Annotated in this window: 20 protein-coding genes and 1 tRNA gene; 6 read left to right on the top strand and 15 right to left on the bottom strand. The window is 65.9% G+C overall.

Annotation, left to right across the window (positions count from 1 at the left end; all coding sequences use genetic code 11):
- Positions 1-22: 22 nt before the first annotated feature.
- A complete protein-coding gene (gene ilvC / locus AU465_RS07545) occupies positions 23-1042 on the top strand; it encodes a ketol-acid reductoisomerase (RefSeq protein WP_192245466.1) in 1020 nt (339 codons plus the stop codon).
- Positions 1043-1433: 391 nt separating this feature from the next.
- On the opposite strand, the gene AU465_RS07540 is transcribed toward ilvC, so the two are convergent.
- Together AU465_RS07540 and AU465_RS07535 are read right to left on the bottom strand one after the other, a co-directional pair.
- A complete protein-coding gene (locus tag AU465_RS07540; protein WP_192245463.1) occupies positions 1434-1718 on the bottom strand; it encodes a PilZ domain-containing protein in 285 nt (94 codons plus the stop codon).
- A gap of 170 nt (positions 1719-1888) precedes the next feature.
- Entirely contained in the window at positions 1889-2479 is a 591-nt protein-coding gene (locus AU465_RS07535) for a BA14K family protein (RefSeq protein ID WP_192245461.1), read from the bottom strand.
- 178 nt (positions 2480-2657) lie between these two features.
- On the opposite strand from AU465_RS07535, the gene AU465_RS07530 reads away from it, so the two are divergent.
- Positions 2658-3770 carry an endonuclease/exonuclease/phosphatase family protein gene (locus AU465_RS07530; RefSeq protein ID WP_192245459.1) on the top strand — a complete coding sequence of 371 codons (1113 nt, stop codon included), beginning with the start codon at positions 2658-2660 and terminating at the stop codon, positions 3768-3770.
- 4 nt (positions 3771-3774) lie between these two features.
- Positions 3775-4494, top strand: coding sequence for a hypothetical protein (locus tag AU465_RS07525; protein ID WP_192245457.1), 720 nt, complete (start codon positions 3775-3777; stop codon positions 4492-4494).
- Between the two features lie 24 nt (positions 4495-4518).
- Here AU465_RS07525 and AU465_RS07520 read toward each other — a convergent pair whose 3' ends face one another.
- The 3 genes from AU465_RS07520 to AU465_RS07510 are packed head-to-tail and all read right to left on the bottom strand — an operon-like array spanning position 4519 to position 7727.
- Positions 4519-5736 (bottom strand): ABC transporter permease, encoded by a 1218-nt coding sequence (locus AU465_RS07520; RefSeq protein WP_192245455.1) that lies wholly within the window; start codon positions 5734-5736, stop codon positions 4519-4521.
- Positions 5733-6437 (bottom strand): ABC transporter ATP-binding protein, encoded by a 705-nt coding sequence (locus tag AU465_RS07515; RefSeq protein WP_192245453.1) that lies wholly within the window; start codon positions 6435-6437, stop codon positions 5733-5735. Before AU465_RS07515 ends, AU465_RS07520 begins: the two co-directional genes overlap by 4 nt.
- 3 nt (positions 6438-6440) lie before the next feature.
- On the bottom strand, positions 6441-7727 hold the full coding sequence (locus tag AU465_RS07510; RefSeq protein ID WP_192245451.1) for an efflux RND transporter periplasmic adaptor subunit: 1287 nt from the start codon (positions 7725-7727) through the stop codon (positions 6441-6443).
- Positions 7728-7860: 133 nt separating this feature from the next.
- On the opposite strand from AU465_RS07510, the gene AU465_RS07505 reads away from it, so the two are divergent.
- Positions 7861-8763 carry a PhzF family protein gene (locus AU465_RS07505; RefSeq protein ID WP_192245449.1) on the top strand — a complete coding sequence of 301 codons (903 nt, stop codon included), beginning with the start codon at positions 7861-7863 and terminating at the stop codon, positions 8761-8763.
- Positions 8764-8923: 160 nt separating this feature from the next.
- Positions 8924-8999, top strand: a tRNA-Lys gene (locus AU465_RS07500).
- Positions 9000-9124: 125 nt separating this feature from the next.
- Here the strand turns inward: AU465_RS07500 and cobT are convergent.
- The 7 genes from cobT to cbiE are packed head-to-tail and all read right to left on the bottom strand — an operon-like array spanning position 9125 to position 15437.
- On the bottom strand, positions 9125-10150 hold the full coding sequence (gene cobT / locus AU465_RS07495) for a nicotinate-nucleotide--dimethylbenzimidazole phosphoribosyltransferase (protein ID WP_192245447.1): 1026 nt from the start codon (positions 10148-10150) through the stop codon (positions 9125-9127).
- Between the two features lie 24 nt (positions 10151-10174).
- Positions 10175-10942 (bottom strand): adenosylcobinamide-GDP ribazoletransferase, encoded by a 768-nt coding sequence (locus tag AU465_RS07490; RefSeq protein WP_192245445.1) that lies wholly within the window; start codon positions 10940-10942, stop codon positions 10175-10177.
- Positions 10939-12255, bottom strand: coding sequence for a cobyrinic acid a,c-diamide synthase CobB (locus AU465_RS07485; RefSeq protein ID WP_192245443.1), 1317 nt, complete (start codon positions 12253-12255; stop codon positions 10939-10941). The genes AU465_RS07490 and AU465_RS07485 overlap by 4 nt, the downstream gene beginning before the upstream one ends.
- Positions 12252-13067, bottom strand: coding sequence for a uroporphyrinogen-III C-methyltransferase (gene cobA, locus AU465_RS07480; RefSeq protein ID WP_312891223.1), 816 nt, complete (start codon positions 13065-13067; stop codon positions 12252-12254). The genes AU465_RS07485 and cobA overlap by 4 nt, the downstream gene beginning before the upstream one ends.
- Entirely contained in the window at positions 13064-13828 is a 765-nt protein-coding gene (cobM, locus tag AU465_RS07475) for a precorrin-4 C(11)-methyltransferase (RefSeq protein ID WP_192245441.1), read from the bottom strand. The genes cobA and cobM overlap by 4 nt, the downstream gene beginning before the upstream one ends.
- Complete coding sequence (locus tag AU465_RS07470; protein WP_192245439.1) at positions 13825-14211, bottom strand: cobalamin biosynthesis protein; 387 nt, start codon at positions 14209-14211, stop codon at positions 13825-13827. Before AU465_RS07470 ends, cobM begins: the two co-directional genes overlap by 4 nt.
- Positions 14208-15437: a precorrin-6y C5,15-methyltransferase (decarboxylating) subunit CbiE gene (cbiE, locus tag AU465_RS07465; RefSeq protein ID WP_192245437.1), complete on the bottom strand. Its 1230-nt coding sequence runs from the start codon at positions 15435-15437 to the stop codon at positions 14208-14210. The genes AU465_RS07470 and cbiE overlap by 4 nt, the downstream gene beginning before the upstream one ends.
- A 154-nt stretch (positions 15438-15591) precedes the next feature.
- Between cbiE and AU465_RS07460 the strand changes: the two genes are divergently transcribed.
- Positions 15592-16356, top strand: coding sequence for a cobalt-precorrin-6A reductase (locus AU465_RS07460; protein WP_192245599.1), 765 nt, complete (start codon positions 15592-15594; stop codon positions 16354-16356).
- Here AU465_RS07460 and AU465_RS07455 read toward each other — a convergent pair.
- The 3 genes from AU465_RS07455 to AU465_RS07445 are packed head-to-tail and all read right to left on the bottom strand — an operon-like array spanning position 16320 to position 18459.
- On the bottom strand, positions 16320-17084 hold the full coding sequence (locus AU465_RS07455) for a precorrin-3B C(17)-methyltransferase (RefSeq protein WP_192245435.1): 765 nt from the start codon (positions 17082-17084) through the stop codon (positions 16320-16322). The genes AU465_RS07460 and AU465_RS07455 overlap by 37 nt on opposite strands.
- Complete coding sequence (locus AU465_RS07450; protein WP_192245433.1) at positions 17081-17830, bottom strand: precorrin-2 C(20)-methyltransferase; 750 nt, start codon at positions 17828-17830, stop codon at positions 17081-17083. The genes AU465_RS07455 and AU465_RS07450 overlap by 4 nt, the downstream gene beginning before the upstream one ends.
- A complete protein-coding gene (locus AU465_RS07445) occupies positions 17827-18459 on the bottom strand; it encodes a precorrin-8X methylmutase (RefSeq protein ID WP_192245431.1) in 633 nt (210 codons plus the stop codon). Before AU465_RS07445 ends, AU465_RS07450 begins: the two co-directional genes overlap by 4 nt.

The following is an 18459-nucleotide window of genomic DNA, read 5'->3' as shown; positions in this document are numbered from 1 at the left end:
TCAAAACGGGAAGGAAGACGAAATGCGTGTCTATTACGATCGTGACGCCGATCTCAATCTGATCAAGGGCAAGAAGGTCGCCATCATCGGCTATGGCAGCCAGGGGCGGGCACACGCGCTCAACCTCAAGGATTCCGGCGTCAAGGAGATCGCCATCGGCCTGAAGGCCGGCTCAGCGACCGCCAAGAAGGTCGAGGCGGACGGGCTCAAGGTGATGAGCGTGGCCGATGCCGCCAAATGGGCCGACCTGATGATGATGGCGACGCCCGACGAATTGCAGGCCGATATCTACAAGAACGAAATCGCGCCGAATATCCGTGACGGCGCCGCGATCGCCTTCGCGCATGGCCTCAACGTGCATTTCGGCCTGATCGAGCCGAAGGCTTCGGTCGACGTCGTCATGATCGCGCCGAAGGGCCCCGGCCACACGGTGCGCGGCGAATACCAGAAGGGCGGCGGCGTGCCGTGCCTGGTCGCCGTCAACCAGGATGCCTCGGGCAACGCGCTCGACCTCGCGCTCTCCTATGCGTGCGGCGTCGGCGGCGGACGCTCGGGCATCATCGAGACCAACTTCCGCGAGGAATGCGAGACCGACTTGTTCGGCGAGCAGGTGGTGCTTTGCGGCGGCCTGGTCGAATTGATCCGCGCCGGCTTCGAGACGCTGGTGGAAGCCGGCTACGCCCCGGAAATGGCCTATTTCGAGTGCCTGCACGAGGTCAAGCTGATCGTCGACCTGATCTATGAGGGCGGCATCGCCAACATGAACTACTCGATCTCGAACACCGCCGAATGGGGCGAATATGTCTCGGGCCCGCGCATCATCACCGCCGACACCAAGGCCGAGATGAAGCGCATCCTGAAGGACATCCAGACCGGCAAGTTCACCTCGGAATGGATGCAGGAGTACCGCGCCGGCCTGTCGCGCTTCAAGGGCATCCGCCGCATGAACGATAGCCACCAGATCGAGGAAGTCGGCACCAAGCTGCGCGCGATGATGCCGTGGATCGCCAAGAACAAGCTGGTCGACAAGGCCAAGAACTAACGCAATCCACGTTCTTCTGCCTTGCGCGTCCTCGGGCTTCGCCCTGCGGTCGCGCGGGGTGATCGCCAAGAACAAGCTGGTCGACAAGGCCAAGAACTAAGGCGATCCACGTTCTTCCGCCTTACGCGTCCTCGGGCTTCGCCCTGCGGTCGCGCGGGCTGATCGCCAAGAACAAGCTGGTCGACAAGGCCAAGAACTAGGAAGCCTGCGCCAATTCTACCCTGCCGGCCATCTGCCGCGGGTTTCTGCGCTTCCGGTGCTCACGGACTTCAATGTCCGCTCCGCTCCGGTTCTCGAAACCCGCACCAGCTGACCCGGCAGGGCGAATTGTCATCAAGCTTCCGGTCGTGAAACATCAAGCCGGCGGAGCGATCCGCCGGCGTTTTCGCGCTCAGCCATAATGCCAATGCGGTTTCGGCCCGGTGCCGGTGAACTCGACGCCGATGCGGTCCTCGCGGCGCCAGCGGACGATCGCCTTGTAGCCGATGCCGTCGGTCGCCACGTAAAGCAGGAATTCGTCCGGCACGCGCGCCTCGATCGGCACTTTCAGTTCGGCGCCGCCGGGATGCATGTTGCGCACCGTGCACTTGACCTCGGAATTGTTGATGCCGGTCAGGATCGCCGCGCCTTTCAGCACGCGCTGCCTGTGCTTGCCTCTCAACTCGTTCTCAGCCATGGCGGGCACGTCCTAGCGGATCGCGGCTCCGCGATCGTCATGTGGGGGCATCGCATCACCAATAGACGCCCCCGCTAAATTTAAGGTTATTGCCCCGCAGGCGGTTTCTTTCTTGCCGAAAAAGAAACGGCGCCGCGATGGGCGCCGTCTCATTCTTCCTGCCGACGGGCTCAGATATAGGGCGAAATGCACTGCCGGCGCGGGCCATAGTTGGGCTGGAACGTGTTGTCCCAGGCCCGATAGGACCGGTAACGGTCGTAGCACCATTGGACATGGGCCCTGGAGAGCCGCTCAGTCCGGTAGATGCGCCGCGGCTGATAGTACCGCGGATACGGATCATAGTAGTAGGGATCGTAGTAGTTGTTGTAAGCGAGGCTGCCCAGGCCAAGGCCGAGGCCCAGCCCCAGAAGGGCCGCGTCACCACTATCGAAATGCCGATGATGGCGATGATGCCGCCAGCGCCAGTCGTCGCCATCCCAGTTGCGGGAGAAATGACGGCCGCGCCAGTCGCCGCCGCGCCATCTGAAATCGCGGCCGCGCCAGTCGCCACCGCGCCGCCAGCGCCAGTCATACATCTGCGGCGAGTAGTTGTTGCCGCCGGCCCAGCTGTCGCGGACGGGGATGATCGTAGGTGCCGCCGTGCTGGTGGCGGCCGAGAGATCGGGCTGCAGGATCGGGCCGGCGATCGACGGCGCCGTCAGACCCGTCATGAGGCCCAGGGCCACCAGCCCGGAGCCGAGGGAAGACAAGAGCGGTTTCATTTCACTCTCCAAGGAGTAAGGCCCCACGCCCAGAACACCCCGGGAAGAGGCCTATTGATGGGACTTTCCGTCTGAACGGAGGATGAACGGAAAGGTTCCGTCAACTATGACGGATCAACCGTAGCGGGTAGGTAAGGGCTCTTGTCTTCGTACACGCTTGCGGGCAAAGGTCACGGCCATGTCTCTGCGCCTCGCCACCTTCAACGTCGAGAACCTGATGAACAGGTTCGATTTCTCCGGCTATCGCAACCAGCTCAATGAGGACCGAACGCTGGCGCTGTTCGATATCCGGAGCGAGGCTGAGTACAGGCTGCTCGAACAGGCGCGCACCATCGCTCTGTCCGACGACACCCGCCAGCTTACCGCGCTCGCCATAGCCGCGACCCGCGCCGACATCATCTGCATGCAGGAGGTCGACAATATCGAGGCGCTGAAGGCCTTCGAATATGGCTATCTATTCAAGATGATCGGACAGGGCTACCGACAGAAATACACCACCGCCGGCAACGATTCGCGCGGCATCGACGTCGCCGTGATGATGCGCAACGAGACCGCGCAGGGGCAGCCGATCGAATTCGTGCGCATGACCAGCCATGCCTATGTTACGTTCGAGCAGTTCGGCCTGTTCACGCCGGAACTGGCGGCGCTCGGGTATCTGGCCAACGAACGCGTCTTCCGGCGCGACTGCCTGGAAATCGACGTGACGGTTGGCGGCATGCCGCTGACGCTCTATCTGGTGCATTTCAAGTCGATGGGCTCGCCGCGCAACGGGCTCGACGGCCGCGAGGCTACGATGCCGCTGCGCATCGCCGAAGCGCAGGCCGTGCGCCGCATCATCGAGGACCGTTTCGGCAAGGCCCATGCGGCCGACAGACGCTGGGCGATCTGCGGCGACATGAACGACTACCGGCAGCGCGTGAAGATCGAAGGCGACAGCTTCGACGGCTATCGCTTCCAGGTCGTCGACGAAGCCCAGTCCTCGATCAACGTTCTGACCGCCGGCGGCTTTTGCGAAAATGTCGTGGAGCGGCGGCCCGAGATGGACCGCTGGAGTTTCTATCACACGCGCGGGCCGGAGGAGCGGCATCTGTGCCAGCTGGATTACATCCTGCCGTCGAAGGCGCTGGCGGCGAAGAACGCCACCGCGGTTCCGGAGATCATCCGCCGCGGCCAGCCATGGCGCACAGTCTTTCCGTCCGGTCAGGAAGTCGAACGTTTCCCGCGGGCCGGCTGGGACAGGCCGAAGGCCTCGGACCACTGCCCGGTGGTGATCACCCTGGAGATGGCTTGAACCGATGAGTTTCGACCTGCCGCGCAACGTCATCTTGCCGGTCGACGATGTCGACGTGCGGCTCGACCCAACTCCTCATCCCTTCGAACGAGACAACCAGCCAGCGATCGCCGAGAACTGGCGGCGCGAAATGGCGGCGAAGCCGGCGCTCTACGACGGCACGGTGGTGCTGCTTTCGGCGCTGAGCTATCGCGACAGGCGGCTCATCGGCCGCTGCCATGCGGTGAGGTACTCGACCTTCATGCTTTGGCGCAAGAACCGGGAGCTCAGCGGCGCCGAACATGCCTATGCGCATGCCGTGCTGGTCGCCGGCGACAATGCGCTGGTGGCGATCCGCATGGGCTCGCACACGGTGAACGCCGGCTGCGTCTACTTCGCCGCCGGCTCCTTCGAGCCGATCGATTTCCGCGACGGCCTCGTCGATGTCGACTTCAACATGATCCGCGAGGTGAGCGAGGAAACCGGGATCGACCTTTCGGTGGCCCGGCACGGGAGGCGCTACCATGCGCTATCGACATCGAGCGGCACGGTGATCTTCCGCCGTTATCATGTCCCCGAGCCGGCCGACGAGGTTGCCCGGCGCATCGGCGCCTTCGTCGCCGGCGAGAGCGAGCCGGAGATCGAGGGTCCGGTCATTATCCGTAATGCCGATGACCTGCCTGACGGCCTGATGGGTCACATGAAGCCGCTGATCGAATGGCATTTCGCCAACGTGCTGGCCTGACAAGGGTGGCGGCAGGCGAGGCGTTCACTCATGCCTTAGCGCGTCGATCGGGTCGAGCCTTGCGCCGCGCAAGGCCGGGAAGAAGCCGAACACCATGCCGATCAGCGCCGAGAACCCTACGGCAAGCAGGATGACCGCCGGGCTCGGCGCGAAGGGTATCGTCAACGTGACCGAGGCGAGGCCGGCGATCGCCAGTCCGATCAGGATGCCGATGATGCCGCCGAGCAGCGACAGCACCGTCGCCTCGACCAGGAACTGAATCAGGATGTGGTTTTCGTGCGCGCCGATTGCCAGCCGGATGCCGATCTCGCGCGTGCGTTCGGTGACCGATACCAGCATGATGTTCATGATGCCGATGCCGCCGACAAGCAGGCTGACGCCGGCGACTGCGCCCAGCATGCCGGTCATGGTCGTGGTAGCGCTGGCCATGGCGTCGGCGATCTGGGTCATGTCGCGGATCGAGAAATCGGGATCGCGGTCCGGCGTGATGCGGCGCGTGTCGCGCAGGATGTCCTCGACGCGCGGCTGCAGTTCGGTGGTCGGCGTCCTGTCGTCGGCGGCGATGTAGATGTTGTCGATATCGCGGTTGCCGGCGATGCGCCGCTGATAGGCGGCTAAAGGCATGAGCACGACGTTGTCCTGGTCCTGGCCGAAGCCGGTATAGCCCTTCGGCTCAAGCAAGCCGATGATCCTGCAGGAGGTGCGGTTGATCCGGATGGTCTCGCCTTCCGGATCGCCCGCGCCGAAGAATTGCTGACGTACGGTCTCGCCGATCAGGCACACGCCGGCGCCGGCGCGGGTCTCGGAATCGCTGAAGGGACGGCCGGAGACCAGATTCCAGTCGCGCGCGTCGAGATAGGCGCTGTCGGTGCCGGTGACGCCCGACGTCAGGCTCTCCGTGCCGAAGATGACGCGCACCTGCTTCTGCGAGGCCGGCGCGATGGCGCGCGCGCCGCTGAGATGGGCGACCAGCGCTTCAACATCCTTGGCGGCGAGGGGACGCGTGACCTGGTCGAGCCCGCCCGGCCCACCGGGGCCTGCCGGACGGCCGGAGCGGACGACGAGCAGGTTGCTGCCGAGTTTCGAGATGTCGGTCTTGACCTTCTCGGTGGTGCCGGAGCCGATGGTCAGCATGGCGATGACCGCGGCGACGCCGATGACGATGCCGAGCAAGGTCAGGAACGAGCGCAGCACGTTCCGGCGGATCGAAATCAGCGAAAGGCGGACGGTCTCCCAGATCATGCGGCCTCGGCTTTCGCTGTATCTGAAGCGACGCGGCCGTCGAGGAAGCGCACGGTGCGCTCGGCATAGCCCACGACATCGGCCTCGTGCGTGACCATGACGATGGTGAGGCCGAGCTCGGCGTTCAGCCTGGTCAGCAATTCCATGATTTCGTGCGTGCGCTCGGTATCGAGATTTCCCGTCGGCTCGTCGGCGACAAGCAGCATCGGTTTGGTGACGATGGCGCGGGCGATCGCAACGCGTTGCTGCTGGCCGCCCGAGAGCTCGGCCGGCGTGTGATGCTCGCGTCCGACGAGCCCGACCTGGGCGAGCGCCTGCATGGCCAACTCCCGACGCTCGCGAGCGGAAACGCCGCGATAGATCAGCGGCAGCTCGACATTTTCCGCCGCCGTGGTGCGAGGCAGGAGGTTGTAGCCCTGGAAGACGAAGCCGACATAAATGTTGCGCAGCAGGGCGCGGCGGTTGCGGTCGAGCCGGCCAGCATCGACGCCCATGAAGCGGTAGGTTCCGGCGGTCGGCGTGTCGAGGCAGCCGATGATGTTCATGGCCGTCGACTTGCCCGAGCCGGACGGCCCCATGATGGCGACGAACTCACTTCTGCGGATCGCAAGATCGACGCCGGCAAGCGCATGCACGCGCGCCTCGCCCTCGCCGTAGCTCTTCCAGACCTTGTCGAAGGTGATGAGCAGGGGAGCGGACAAGGGTCAGCTCCGCTGCTGCGAGCCGGTGATGACCTCCGCGCCTTCCTCGAGGCCGGACGTGATTTCGGTCAGCTCGCCGTCGGTCGAGCCGATCTTGACGTTGACGGCATGCGCCCGTCCGTTTTCCAGTACATAGAGGGTGCGCGAGCCATCGGTCGGCACCTTGGTCGCCTCGCGCTGCCGGTTGGGGCGGCCCATGCGGCCTGTGAACAAGTCTCGCAGGCTCCAGCCTCGCGCCGCCTGTTCGGCCGGGCGATAGCGGAACGCCGTGGCCGGCACGGTGAGCACGCCCTTGGCCTGCCTGGTCACGACCGCAACCGTTGCGGTCATGCCAGGCCTGAGCAGCAGCTCGCTGTTGTCGACCTCGAGCCGCGCATTGTAGGTGACGACGCCGTCGGTGGTGACGGAGGCGTAAGAGATGTCGCGGATCTCGGCGTCGAAGGGACGGTCCGGGAAAGCGTCGACCGTGAAGCGGGCATGCTGGCCGGGCTTGACCTGGCCGATATCGGCCTCGTCCACCGCCGCCTGCAGCTCCATGTTCCGCAAGTCGGCGGCGATGACGAAGAGCACCGGCGCCTGCAGCGAAGAGGCGACCGTCTGTCCGGGGTCGACCGAGCGCGTGAGCACGATGCCATCGATCGGCGCGTAGATCGTGCTCTTGGCAAGGTCGGTCTGCTGCGCCTTGAGGTCGGCCTGCGCGATGGCGAGATTGGCTTCGGCGCTGTCGAGTGCCGCCTTGGAGCGGTCTCGCGTCGCGGTTGCCGCCTCGAGCGACTGATCCGTCGCCATGCCGCGCTTGGTGAGCGCGCTCGTGCGGACCACCGCGTTCTCGTTTTCCTGCAATGTGACCTTGGCATCCTCGACCGTCGCCGCTGCCGCCTTGGCCGAGGCTGTGGCGCGCTCGATCTGGACCTCGAGCTTGGCGGTGTCGAGCGTCGCCAGCACGTCGCCCTTCTTGACCTGCTGGTTCTCGTTGACCGCGACCGAGCGGACGATTCCAGAAAGCTCGCTGGAGATGTCGACCTGCGTCAGCGGCTGCAGCGTGCCGGTTGCCGATACCTGGACGGTCAGGTCGGCGACCGCCGCCGGTGCGGTCGTGTACTCGATTCGGGGCGGCGAGGCGGCGTTCAACCGGTAGACGCCGATCGCGACCGCCACGACCGCCAGTGCCAGCAGCGTGTAAAGCCAGCCGCGGCGGCGCTTGCGGCTCACGCCTTTGCGGTCGAGCCCGAGGGCGGCTTCGATGGAAGTATCGGATTCTGCGTTTGGCGGATTGACAACCTGGTCCACCCCGGACCCCTATAGCGAAAAATTGATGTCCCTATCCGTGCACAAATCATGCCTTAAGGTTCGAATTTCAAATTAAATTTCCCTCATGTTGGGATTGAGGCAGAAATTCGGGGCGAGGCGGAAGGTTTTCTCGATGGCGCGCAATTACTTGCTTTACGATGTGTTTACGACCGAGCGGTTGGCCGGGAACCCGGTCGCCGTCGTGCTCGACAGCCAAGGGCTCGATAGCGCCGCCATGCAGGCGATCGCGCGCGAATTCAACCTGTCCGAGACGGTTTTCGTGCTGCCGCCCGAAAATCCCAAACACCGCAACCGTATCCGCATCTTCACGCCCGACTATGAGATGCCGTTCGCCGGCCATCCGACGGTCGGTTCGGCTATCGCGCTTACGGAACAAGCAGGCGAAGCGACAGGCATCTTTGTGCTGGAAGAAAATATCGGCCCTGTGCGCTGCGCGGTCAGCAAGCATGATGGCGCCACCTTCGCGGAGTTCGACCTGGCGAAACTGCCGGAGCGCCTGGAACTCGCCGCCGACCCGGAAATGATCGGTGCAGCACTTGGCCTTGGCCCGCACGAGATCGGCTTCGAGAATCACCGCGTTTCCTTCTGGTCGGCCGGCGTGCCCTACGTCACCATTCCGGTCTCCGACCTCGACGCGGCGGCGAAAGTCAGGCTGGACAACCAGGCCTGGTCGGAACTTGCCCCGCGCAAGAGCGAATGGGCCTTCGCCAGCCCCTTCATCTATTGCCGCGAGACGGTGCATCACGACAGCGCCTTCCACGTGCGCATGATCGTGCCCGGCAATCCCTCCTACGAAGATCCGGCGACCGGCTCGGCCGCGGCCGCCTTTGCCGGCGCCATCATGGATTTCGATGCTCCAACGGACGGAATCTCGCAGCTTTGGATCGAGCAGGGACTGGAAATGGGCAGGCCCTCGCGCATCCGGCTCGAACTCAATGTCGACGGCGGAAAATTGGCCTCCGCGCGCATAGGCGGGCACGCAATCAAGGTCGCGGAAGGCAAGCTCCTGGTCTGACGCCTGCGGCCTTTTTTAAGCGGGCATGATCTTTTCCGAAAACTGGAATCCACTTTTCGGGATCATGCCGTGTCGATTTGTCGGGAAATGATCCGGCGGGGCTGGACATCGCCGAAAGCGGCGGCTATATGCGCCGCCGACGCTGGGTTTCCGGCGGTGTGGGTGTGTAGCTCAGTTGGTAGAGCAGCTGACTCTTAATCAGCGGGTCCACAGTTCGATCCTGTGCACACCCACCAAATTTTCCCCTAGATTTAGATGGAAAGTCCCGTCGCTCAAGGCGATTGGCTGCGTGAGCGGCATTGAGATATGAGGGGGCTGGCGGGCTGCTTATGAGCGGGCAACCCGCCATTTGTCCGCGGTATTACTTTTCCGATACACCCGCCTCAGCGAAGCTCGCCATGCGGGCATGGCATTCCAGTGCCGAGCGCACGATGTTGACGGCAAGGCAGGCGCCGGAGCCTTCGCCGAGCCGCATGCCGAGATCAAGCAGCGGCGGCAGGCCTAGGGCTTCGAGAAGGCGGCGGTGGCCGGCTTCGGCCGAGACGTGGGCAGCGATCGTGTGGGCCAGCCCGGTCGGGTGCAGCCTTGCAAGCGGCGCAACCGCGGCGGTGCAGACGAAGCCGTCGAGCAGCACCGGCACGTTATTGTGACGCGCGGCAAGCGTGGCGCCGAAGATCGCGGCGAGCTCGCGTCCGCCAAGTGCCGCAGCGATCTTCAGCGGGTCCGACAGCGAATCGGCGTGGCACTTGATGCCCGCCTCGATGGCCACGACCTTGCGCTGCAGACCTGCGTCGTCGACGCCGGTGCCGCGCCCGGTCCATTTTTCCGCGGCGCCGCCGAAGAGGGCGGTCGAGATCGCTGCCGCCGGCGTGGTGTTGCCGATGCCCATCTCGCCGAAGCAGACGAGATCGAGATCCTTGGACACGGCGTCATAGCCGGCCGAGACCGCGGCGAGGAAGGTCTGCTCGTCCATAGCCGGCACCTGCGTGAAATCGCCGGTCGGGTGGTCGAGATCGAGCGGGATGACATCGAGCTTTGCACCAGCGATACGGGCAAGCTGGTTGATGGCGGCACCCCCGCCGGCGAAATTCGCCACCATCTGTACCGTGACTTCCGACGGATAGGCCGACACGCCCTGTGCGGTGACGCCGTGATTGCCGGCAAAGACGAAGACTTTCACCGCGTCGAGCTTCGGCATGTCGCGGCCCTGCCAGCGGCCCAGCCAGGCGGCGATCGTTTCAAGCCTACCGAGGCTGCCCGGCGGCTTGGTCAGCGTGTCCTGGCGGCGGGCGACCGCATTGGCTGCGGCGTCGCTGCCGGCAGGTAGGTCGAGGCATGCGGCGCGAAGGTCTTCGAGCGATTTGAAGGAAGTTGATTGGGGGGACATGGGGGCAAGGTCTCCGAAAGAGAATCAGGAAAGGCAAACGGAAGCGGTAAGCAGCACCGCAGTTTCGCAGAGCTGCTGCAGCGCGCCGATCGTGTCGCCGGTCTGGCCACCGATCTGGCTGAGGCAAAGCGAGCGGAATGCGGCGAACAAGAGGCCGAGCAGGATGAGCGCCGCGATCGCGCCGCCAAGGCCGAGCGCCAGCAGCGACACGGCGCCAAGCGCTGCCCCGATAGCGGCTGTCTCGAAGGCTACGGTGCCGGCATTCGCTGACAGACCGTCGACGCGGGCCGACGGCAGCAGATGCATGAAAGCGCCGAACAGGCCGCGCGAGGCGGCATGCGCGGCAAGCAGCGCCAGGAAGACATGTCCCGCCCCGGTCAATTCCGAAAGCGCGCTCCAGCGGATGAGCAATGAGATGCCGAGTGCCGCCGCACCGTAGGCGCCGATGCGGCTGTCGCGCATGATCTCCAGCTTCTTCTCGCGTGTCCGGCCGCCGCCGAAGCCGTCGGCGATGTCGGAAAGCCCATCCTCATGCAGGCAGCCGGTGACAAGCATCGTCGCGGCAAGCGCGAGCGCCGAGGCCGGCCTGGCGGCAAGACCCAGGGCGACAGCAATGGCGTAGACAAGCGCGCCGATGATGGCGACGGCGAGACCGGCAAAGGGCGCGGCCCAGATCGCTTCGGCAAGACTGCGGCCGCCGAAATCGCCCGAAGGCAACCTCAGCCTTGTGAAGAAGACAAGGCTGAGGCCGATATCGTCAAGCAATTGCCGAGGCTTGGAGAGACCGCTCATGCGCCCCTCGCAATCGCGTGGAAGAAAGTGCCGCTGACATGGCCGCGCCGGTAGCCCGACGCGCCAAACGGATTGCCCTGGCCGTCGGCAAGGTCGGCCAGCGGCTCGTCATTGCCGGTGGCCGTCATCTGCGCATAGTGGAATTCGTGGCCGCGGATCACGGTCCCTTCGCCTCCGAGCGGGCAGGCGGCGCGCAGGCGGGCCTCGCGATAGCCGAGGTTCATCTTGCGCTTGGCGAAGCTGGTCGAGTGTCCGAGCAGCCCGAGCATTTTATGTGTCTCGCCGTCCGCATCCTCCAGCGTCTCGCCCAGCACCATGAAGCCGCCGCACTCGCCATGCACGGGCTTGGTCGCGGCGAAGCGCGCCATCCCAGCTCTGAAGTGATTGGCGGCAGCGAGCTTGCCGGCATGCAGCTCAGGATAGCCGCCGGGCAGCCAGCAGACGTCGCAGTCTTCGGCAGGCGCTTCATCGGCGAGAGGGGAGAAGGGCACGATCTCGGCGCCCGCGTTGCGCCAATGCCTGGCGACATGTGGGTAGAGGAAGGTGAAGGCGGCATCCTCGGCCAGGGCGATACGCTGGCCGGGTGGCTGTAGTGCGTCGCCGAAGTCGCCAGCCGCCGGTTCGAGCGGCGTCGCCAGCGCCAGGATGGCATCGATGTCGAGCGACTTCTCGACCATGTCGGCCAGCCGGTCGAGATGCGCCATCAGGTTTTCATATTCGCCGGCCTGGACGAGGCCGAGATGCCGCTCCGGCAGGTTGAGCATGGGATCGCGCATGATGGCGCCGACCACCGGCAGTCCGATCGCCTCGATGGCGTCGCCGGACAGCCGCCGGTGCCGCTCGCTGCCCAAGCGGTTGAGCACGACGCCGGCCATGCGCACATCCGGATCGTAGGTCGCAAAACCCTTGGCGACGGCGGCCGCCGTGGTCGACTGTCCGGAGACGTCGAGCACCAAAAGCACCGGCAGGCCGTAAAGCCGGGCCAGATCGGCTGCGGAGCCCGATCGTCCCTCCGGCGCGGGAATGCCGTCGAACAGGCCCATCGCGCTTTCCAGGATGACGTATTCGGCATCGTCCGCCGCCTGCGCGGCCAGTGCGTTGAGCAGGGAAGGCGACATCGCCCAGCTGTCGAGATTGACGCCGGACAGGCCCGTGGCGGCGGCGTGGAAGCCGGGGTCGATATAGTCCGGTCCGGATTTCGCGCCGCGCACCTTCAGCCCGCGCCGGGCAAGCGCGCGCAGCAGGCCGATGGTGACGCTGGTCTTGCCCGAGCCGGAGCGCGGCGCGCCGATGATGATCGCGCGGGCGGTCATGTCCCGCCCGCCAGTACCGCGCGCATGGCGACGATGCCGCCCACGACGATCAGCGCCGGCGAGGCGAGCCCGGCGGCTGCGGCCTCCTCGGCGATTGTCGCGAGCGTGGCGACGACGATGCGCTCCTGCGGCGTGGTCGCCGCAACGATCACCGCCGCCGGGGTCGTGGGCGCGAGGCCTCCTTTGAGCAGGGCGGCGGCAATCACCGGCAGATTGGCCATGCCCATATAGACGACGACCGGCTGGCCGGTGCGCGCGATCGCCGCCCAGTCGATATCGTCATCTGTGCCTGCCGCGTGGCCAGTGGCGAGGATGACCGCCTTGTTGATGCCGCGCATGGTGGCGGGGATGCCGTTGGCGGCCAAGGCGCTCAGACCGGAGGTGAGGCCGGAGAGAACGCGGAACGGAATGTTTTCGTGCGCGAGCGCCAAAGCTTCTTCGCCGCCCCGGCCGAAAATATAGGGGTCGCCGCCTTTGAGGCGCACGACACGGCGGCCCTCGCGCGCCAGCCGCACGAGCAAGGCGTTGATGTCGTCCTGCTTCATCGAAGGCTGGCCGCCGCGCTTTCCGGCGTAGAAAAGCTCGGCGCCGTCGGCGACCGCCACGACATCCGGCGAGACCAGCGCGTCATAGACCAGCGCATCGCACTGCCCGAGCGCCGCCAGCACCTCCAGCGTCAGGCAGCCAGGATCGCCCGGGCCGGCGCCGGCCAGCCAGACATGACCGGGCTCGAGCGTGCGCGGCTTGAAGTTCAGCCGCGCCAGCGCCTGATCCACCGTGGCCCGTCCGTTTCTGTTGGCGTTATCGGTCACAATCCGTCCCGTCCGCGAAAACGCCGCTGGTAGTGGGCGTCGTAAAGTGAGCTTTCGCCGAAATCCTGAGCGGCCAAGGCGCTGCCGACGAAGATGATCGCCGTGCGCTCCATCGGATTTTCGGCAAGCTGCGCTTCGATCGTGCCCAGCGTGCCGGTCAGGATGCGCTCATCCGGCCAAGAGGCGCGGAAGACGACCGCTACCGGGCACTCGGCGCCGTAGAGAGGCGTTAAATCGGCAACGACACGGTCGATGGCATGGATGGCTAGGTGAATGGCGAGCGTCGCGCCGGTGCGGCCGAAGGCGGCGAGCGTTTCGCCCGGCGGCATTTTCGAGGCGCGGCCGGAGACACGGGTCAGCACCAGGCTTTGCGCGAGCTCGGGAATGGTGAGCTCGCGGCGAAGCGCTGCCGCTGCCGCCGCAAAGGAAGGCACGCCTGGCGTCAGCGTATAGGGGATGTTGTGCTTTTCCAGCCGCCGGATCTGTTCGGCCACCGCGCTCCAGACGGAAAGGTCGCCGGAATGCAGCCGCGCGACATCCTGGCCGGCCTTGTAGGCGCCGACATATTCGGCCTCGATCTCGTCGAGCGACATCGGCGCGGTGTCGATCAGCTTGGTGCCGGGCGCGCAATGTTCGAGCAATTCCGGCGCGACGATCGAGCCGGCATAGAGACACACGGGGCAGGACGCCAGCAGCCGGCTGCCGCGCAAGGTGATGAGGTCGGCCGCGCCCGGGCCGGCGCCGATGAAATGAACGGTCACGCAGTGCCTCCACCGAGAGCGATGGCGCAGGTCACCGGGCCGAGAACGGTGCGCGGCCCGAGCAGTTTTGCATCTTTTCCGGCCGCGGCCAGGGCCGACGCTTCCGAAACCGACGGCGTGCCGGCATGCGCCTGCGACTCTTCGGATCGGCTGATCGTGCCTGCGGACGCGGCCTGCAATGCATGGTCGGTGACGACGATCACCGGAAGCGAGAGGTCACGACCTGCGAGGAAGATTGCTTCCTCGTCGCGCTTGATTTCGCCGGTCGCCAGCGCCGAAAGCGCGGCCATTGCCAGCCCATGCGCTTCGAGCGCGGTTTCGATCGCGGCGCGCACGTCGCGCGCCGTCACGCCTTTCCGGCTGCCGATGCCCGCGATCATCATGGCTTTACCCAACTCCACTGCGTGACAGGCATCGCCGGACGCCAGGCCTGCATGGACCCGACCGGCGCCGCGCGGGAAAGCGCGATGCGGGTGAGGTCGCCGCCCCGCCTGGTGTGCTGGTCGAGGAGGAGCGTCTCCATCTCCAGCGTTACCGCATTGGCGACCAGCCGGCCGCCGGGACGCAGCGCCTTGAACGCCTTCTCCAGCACGCCGGCATCGCTGCCGCCGCCGCCGATAAAGATCGCGTCTGGCGTCTCCAGTTTGGCCAACGCCTTCGGCGCCGAGCCCTCGATCACGACAAGGCCGGGCACGCCGCAATGCCCGGCATTTCGGGCGATGCGGGCGGCGCGCTCGCTATCGGCTTCGATGGCAATCGCCCGCATCGAAGGGTGGGCCAGCATCCATTCGATACCAATCGAGCCGGAACCGGCGCCGATGTCCCACAGCAGCTCGCCGCGCCTGGGCGCAAGCGACGAGAGCGTCATGGCGCGGATCTCGCGCTTGGTGATCTGGCCGTCATGTTCGAAGAGATGATCGGCTAGGCCAACGGTCAAAGGCAGGACGCGCGCATCCGGCGTCTGCTCAATTTCGAGCGCCAGCACGTTGAGTGGGTTGATGTCTTTAAGATCGAAGCTGTCGGCGCGGGCGGCGCGGCGCGTTTCGTCGGGACCGCCGAGCGCTTCGAGGACCGTCAATCGCGAAGGGCCGAAGCCGAGCTCGTCGAGCAACCGGGCGATGGCCGCCGGGGCGTCGCCGTCGGACGTCAGTGCAAGGATGCGCGCGCTGGGGTGGAGCAGGGGCCGGACCAGGTCGATCGAATGGCCATGCAGCGAGATGGTTTCGACATCCTGCAGCGCCCAGCCGAGGCGGGAGGCTGCCAATGACAGCGACGATGGGGCCGGAAGAACCATCATTTGGTCCGGCTTCACCTTGCGCGCCAGGGTGACGCCGACGCCATGGAAGAACGGGTCGCCGGAGGCAAGCACGCAGACGTTTTTGCCTTTCAGCGCCAGCACCTCGCGCATCTCGGTATCGAACGGCGTTGGCCATTGCCGAGTTTCACCTTTGACCAAGGGCGCGACAAGCGCGAGGTGCCGCTTGCCGCCGAAGATGACTTCGGCCTCGCCGATCCGGCGCTTGGCCTCGTCGCCGAGACCCGCTACCCCGTCCTCGCCGATGCCGACGATGATGAGCCATTGAGGTTTTGGCTGCTTGTTTTTTGACATGCCGCGCCGCCCCTCATCCGCCTGCCGGCACCTTCTCCCCGTATAGTGACGGGGAGAAGGTGGTTGGCTGCAGCGCCGGCCTCCCCCTCTCCCCGTCCTTAACGGGAGAGGGTAAGGGTGAGGGGCAGCGCAGGCGCTGCGCATCATGGTGCTCATGACGAATATTCTTATCCTCGGCGGAACCACGGAGGCCCGGCAGCTGGCGGGAAAGCTGGCCTGTCGCCAGGATTTTTCGATCACGCTGTCGCTGGCCGGCCGCACCGAAAGTCCGGTCGCGCAAGGCGTGCCCGTGCGCACCGGCGGCTTCGGCGGCGCGGAAGGACTGGCGACCTATCTCCGCCAAGAACGCATCCACCTGGTGATCGACGCCACGCATCCTTACGCGGCGCACATCTCGACCAACGCCGCTGAAGCGGTAAGGCAATCCGGCGTGCCGATCCTTGCGCTGCGGCGTCCCGGTTGGGAGCCTGTCGCAGGTGATCGCTGGACGCTGGTCGACAATGTCCCGGAAGCGGCGCGGGCTCTTGGCACGCCACCGCGTCGCGTTTTCCTCGCGATCGGCCGGCAGGAGGCAGGCGCCTTCGAAGTCGCCCCGCAGCACCGTTATCTGATCCGCAGCGTTGATCCGGTAGAGCCGAAGCTCGCGGTGCCCGATGCGCTCTACCTGTTGGCACGCGGGCCGTTTCCGGAACCGGACGAACGGGCGCTGCTCGAAAAATACGGTATCGATGCCGTCGTCTCGAAGAACAGCGGTGGTGACGCGACCTATGGCAAGATCGCCGCGGCGCGGGCGCTCGGCATCGAGGTGATCATGGTGCGGCGGCCGCCCTTGCCGGACGTCCCCTCGGCTGAATCCGTCGATCAACTGGCTGCAATGGTCGATCATCTTTTCGAGCCCGTTGCCGAACGCGGCGTATAGACCAGCGCGGGTCGTTCGCCGCGCTTGATGATCCGGGTCTCGGGCGAGCCGATGATGATGCAGGTTGCCATGTCGGCCTTTTCCGCATCTGCATCCGCCAGAAGATACACCTCGATGCGCTCGTCGGGCCGGCCGGCGGCGCGGCCGAAAATCACCGGCGTGGTGCCGGGCAGGATCGCCTTGAGGCATTCGAAGGCGCGGCCGAGCTGCCAGGGGCGCGCCTTGCTGATCGGATTGTAGAGCGCGATGACGAAGCCGGCGCCGGCCGCCGCCAGTAAACGCAGCTCGATCAGGTCCCACGGCTTCAGATTGTCGGAGAGCGAGATGGCGCAGAAGTCATGGCCGAGCGGCGCGCCGATACGGGCGGCGACCGCAAGCATGGCCGTTACGCCTGGAATGACCGAAATGTCGATGGCGCGCCATTCGGCCGGGCCGGCCTCGATCGCCTCGCAGACGGCCGCGGCCATGGCGAAAACGCCGGGATCGCCGCCGGAAACGACCGCGACGTTGTGCCCTTCGGCGGCCTTGGCCAGCGCCTCGTTCGAGCGGGCCAGCTCCTCGCGGTTGTCCGAGGCGATGCGGGTCTGATCCGACCGCAGCTCGAGCCGGTCGAGATAGGGCTTGTAGCCAAAGAAGAAGGAGGCCTCGGCCACGGCGCGGCTCGCCTGCGGCGTGACCTGGTCGGCATTGCCGGGGCCGAGACCGATGACTGTGAGGCGGCCGCTCATACCTTGGCTCCCGGCCGGGCGGACCAGCCGGCGACCAGCACGATGGCGAAATAGGGCGCCTTGTCGTCCGGCTTTTCCGCAAGCCGCATCGAGACGCTGCCCGGCATGGTGCCGCGCTCGACATAGACGGCCTTCGCCAGCTTGCCGGTCGCTTCCAGCGCACGGCGGATTTTCGGCAGGTTGCGGCCGACCTTCATGATGACCGCGGCATCGGTGTCGGCCAAGCGTCGCGTCAGCTCGAACTCGCTCATCGTGCCCGGAAGCACGGTGAGCACGTCGTCGCCCTGCACGATCGGCAGGCCCGTAGCCGACCAGCAGCCGGACATGGCGGTGACGCCGGGAATGACCTCGGTCGGGAACCGGTGCGCCAGGCGCACATGCAGGTGCATGTAGGAGCCGTAGAAGAGCGGATCTCCCTCCGACAGCACAGCCACGGTTCTGCCGGCGCCGAGATGCCCGGCGACCTGTTCGGCCGACTGCTCGTAGAAATCGGCGATCTGCGAGCGGTAATCGTCGTGATCCTTGTCGATCTCCGTCGTCACCGGATAGAGCAGCGGCAGCTCGATCATGTCCGGGCGAAAGCGCGCCTCGACGATGGCGCGCGCATTGCTGTTGTTGCCGCGCTTGGCGAAATAGGCGACGACATTCGCTTCAGCTAATGCCCGCGCGGCCTTCAGCGTCAGAAGCTCCGGATCGCCTGGGCCGGTTCCGACGCCGACGAGACGGCCTTTCGCAATCGCGTTCACAGGCCCGGCCTCGCCAATGCGTTGAGCGCTGCGGCCGTCATGGCACTGCCGCCCAGCCTGCCGCGCACGATGGCGTAGGGCACGCCATAGGAATTCTCCGCCAGCGCGTCCTTGGATTCGGCGGCTCCGACGAAGCCGACCGGCATGCCGATGATCGCCGCCGGCTTCGGCGCGCCGTCGCGCAATTTTTCCAGCAGATAGAAGAGCGCGGTCGGCGCGTTGCCGATGGCCACGACCGACCCGGCCATGCGCTCGCCCCAGAGGTCGATCGCTGCGGCGGAGCGCGTGTTGCCGATCGTCTTGGCGATCTCGGCCGTGCGCGGATCGCGCAGCGTGCAGATCACCTCATTGCCGGCCGGCAGCCGCGCGCGGGTGACGCCATGAGCGACCATCTCGGCATCGCAGAAGATCGGCGCGCCGGTGGCAAGCGCGGTCCGGGCGGCGGCAACGAAATTGCTGGAGAAGACGAAATGGCCTGCGGCCTCGACCTGACCGCAGGCATGGATCATGCGGATCGCGACATCGGCTTCGGCCTCGGAGAAGCGCGACAGGTCCGCCTCGGCGCGGATGATGGCGAAAGAGCGCTCGTAGATCGCCATCCCGTCATGGATATAGTCGTAGGCGGCCAT

Origin of the sequence: Mesorhizobium silamurunense, assembly GCF_014843905.1 — a bacterium.
GTDB lineage: Bacteria > Pseudomonadota > Alphaproteobacteria > Rhizobiales > Rhizobiaceae > Mesorhizobium > Mesorhizobium silamurunense.
Note: the sequence above shows the minus strand (reverse complement) of the source record. Positions and strands in the feature narration are given on the sequence as shown.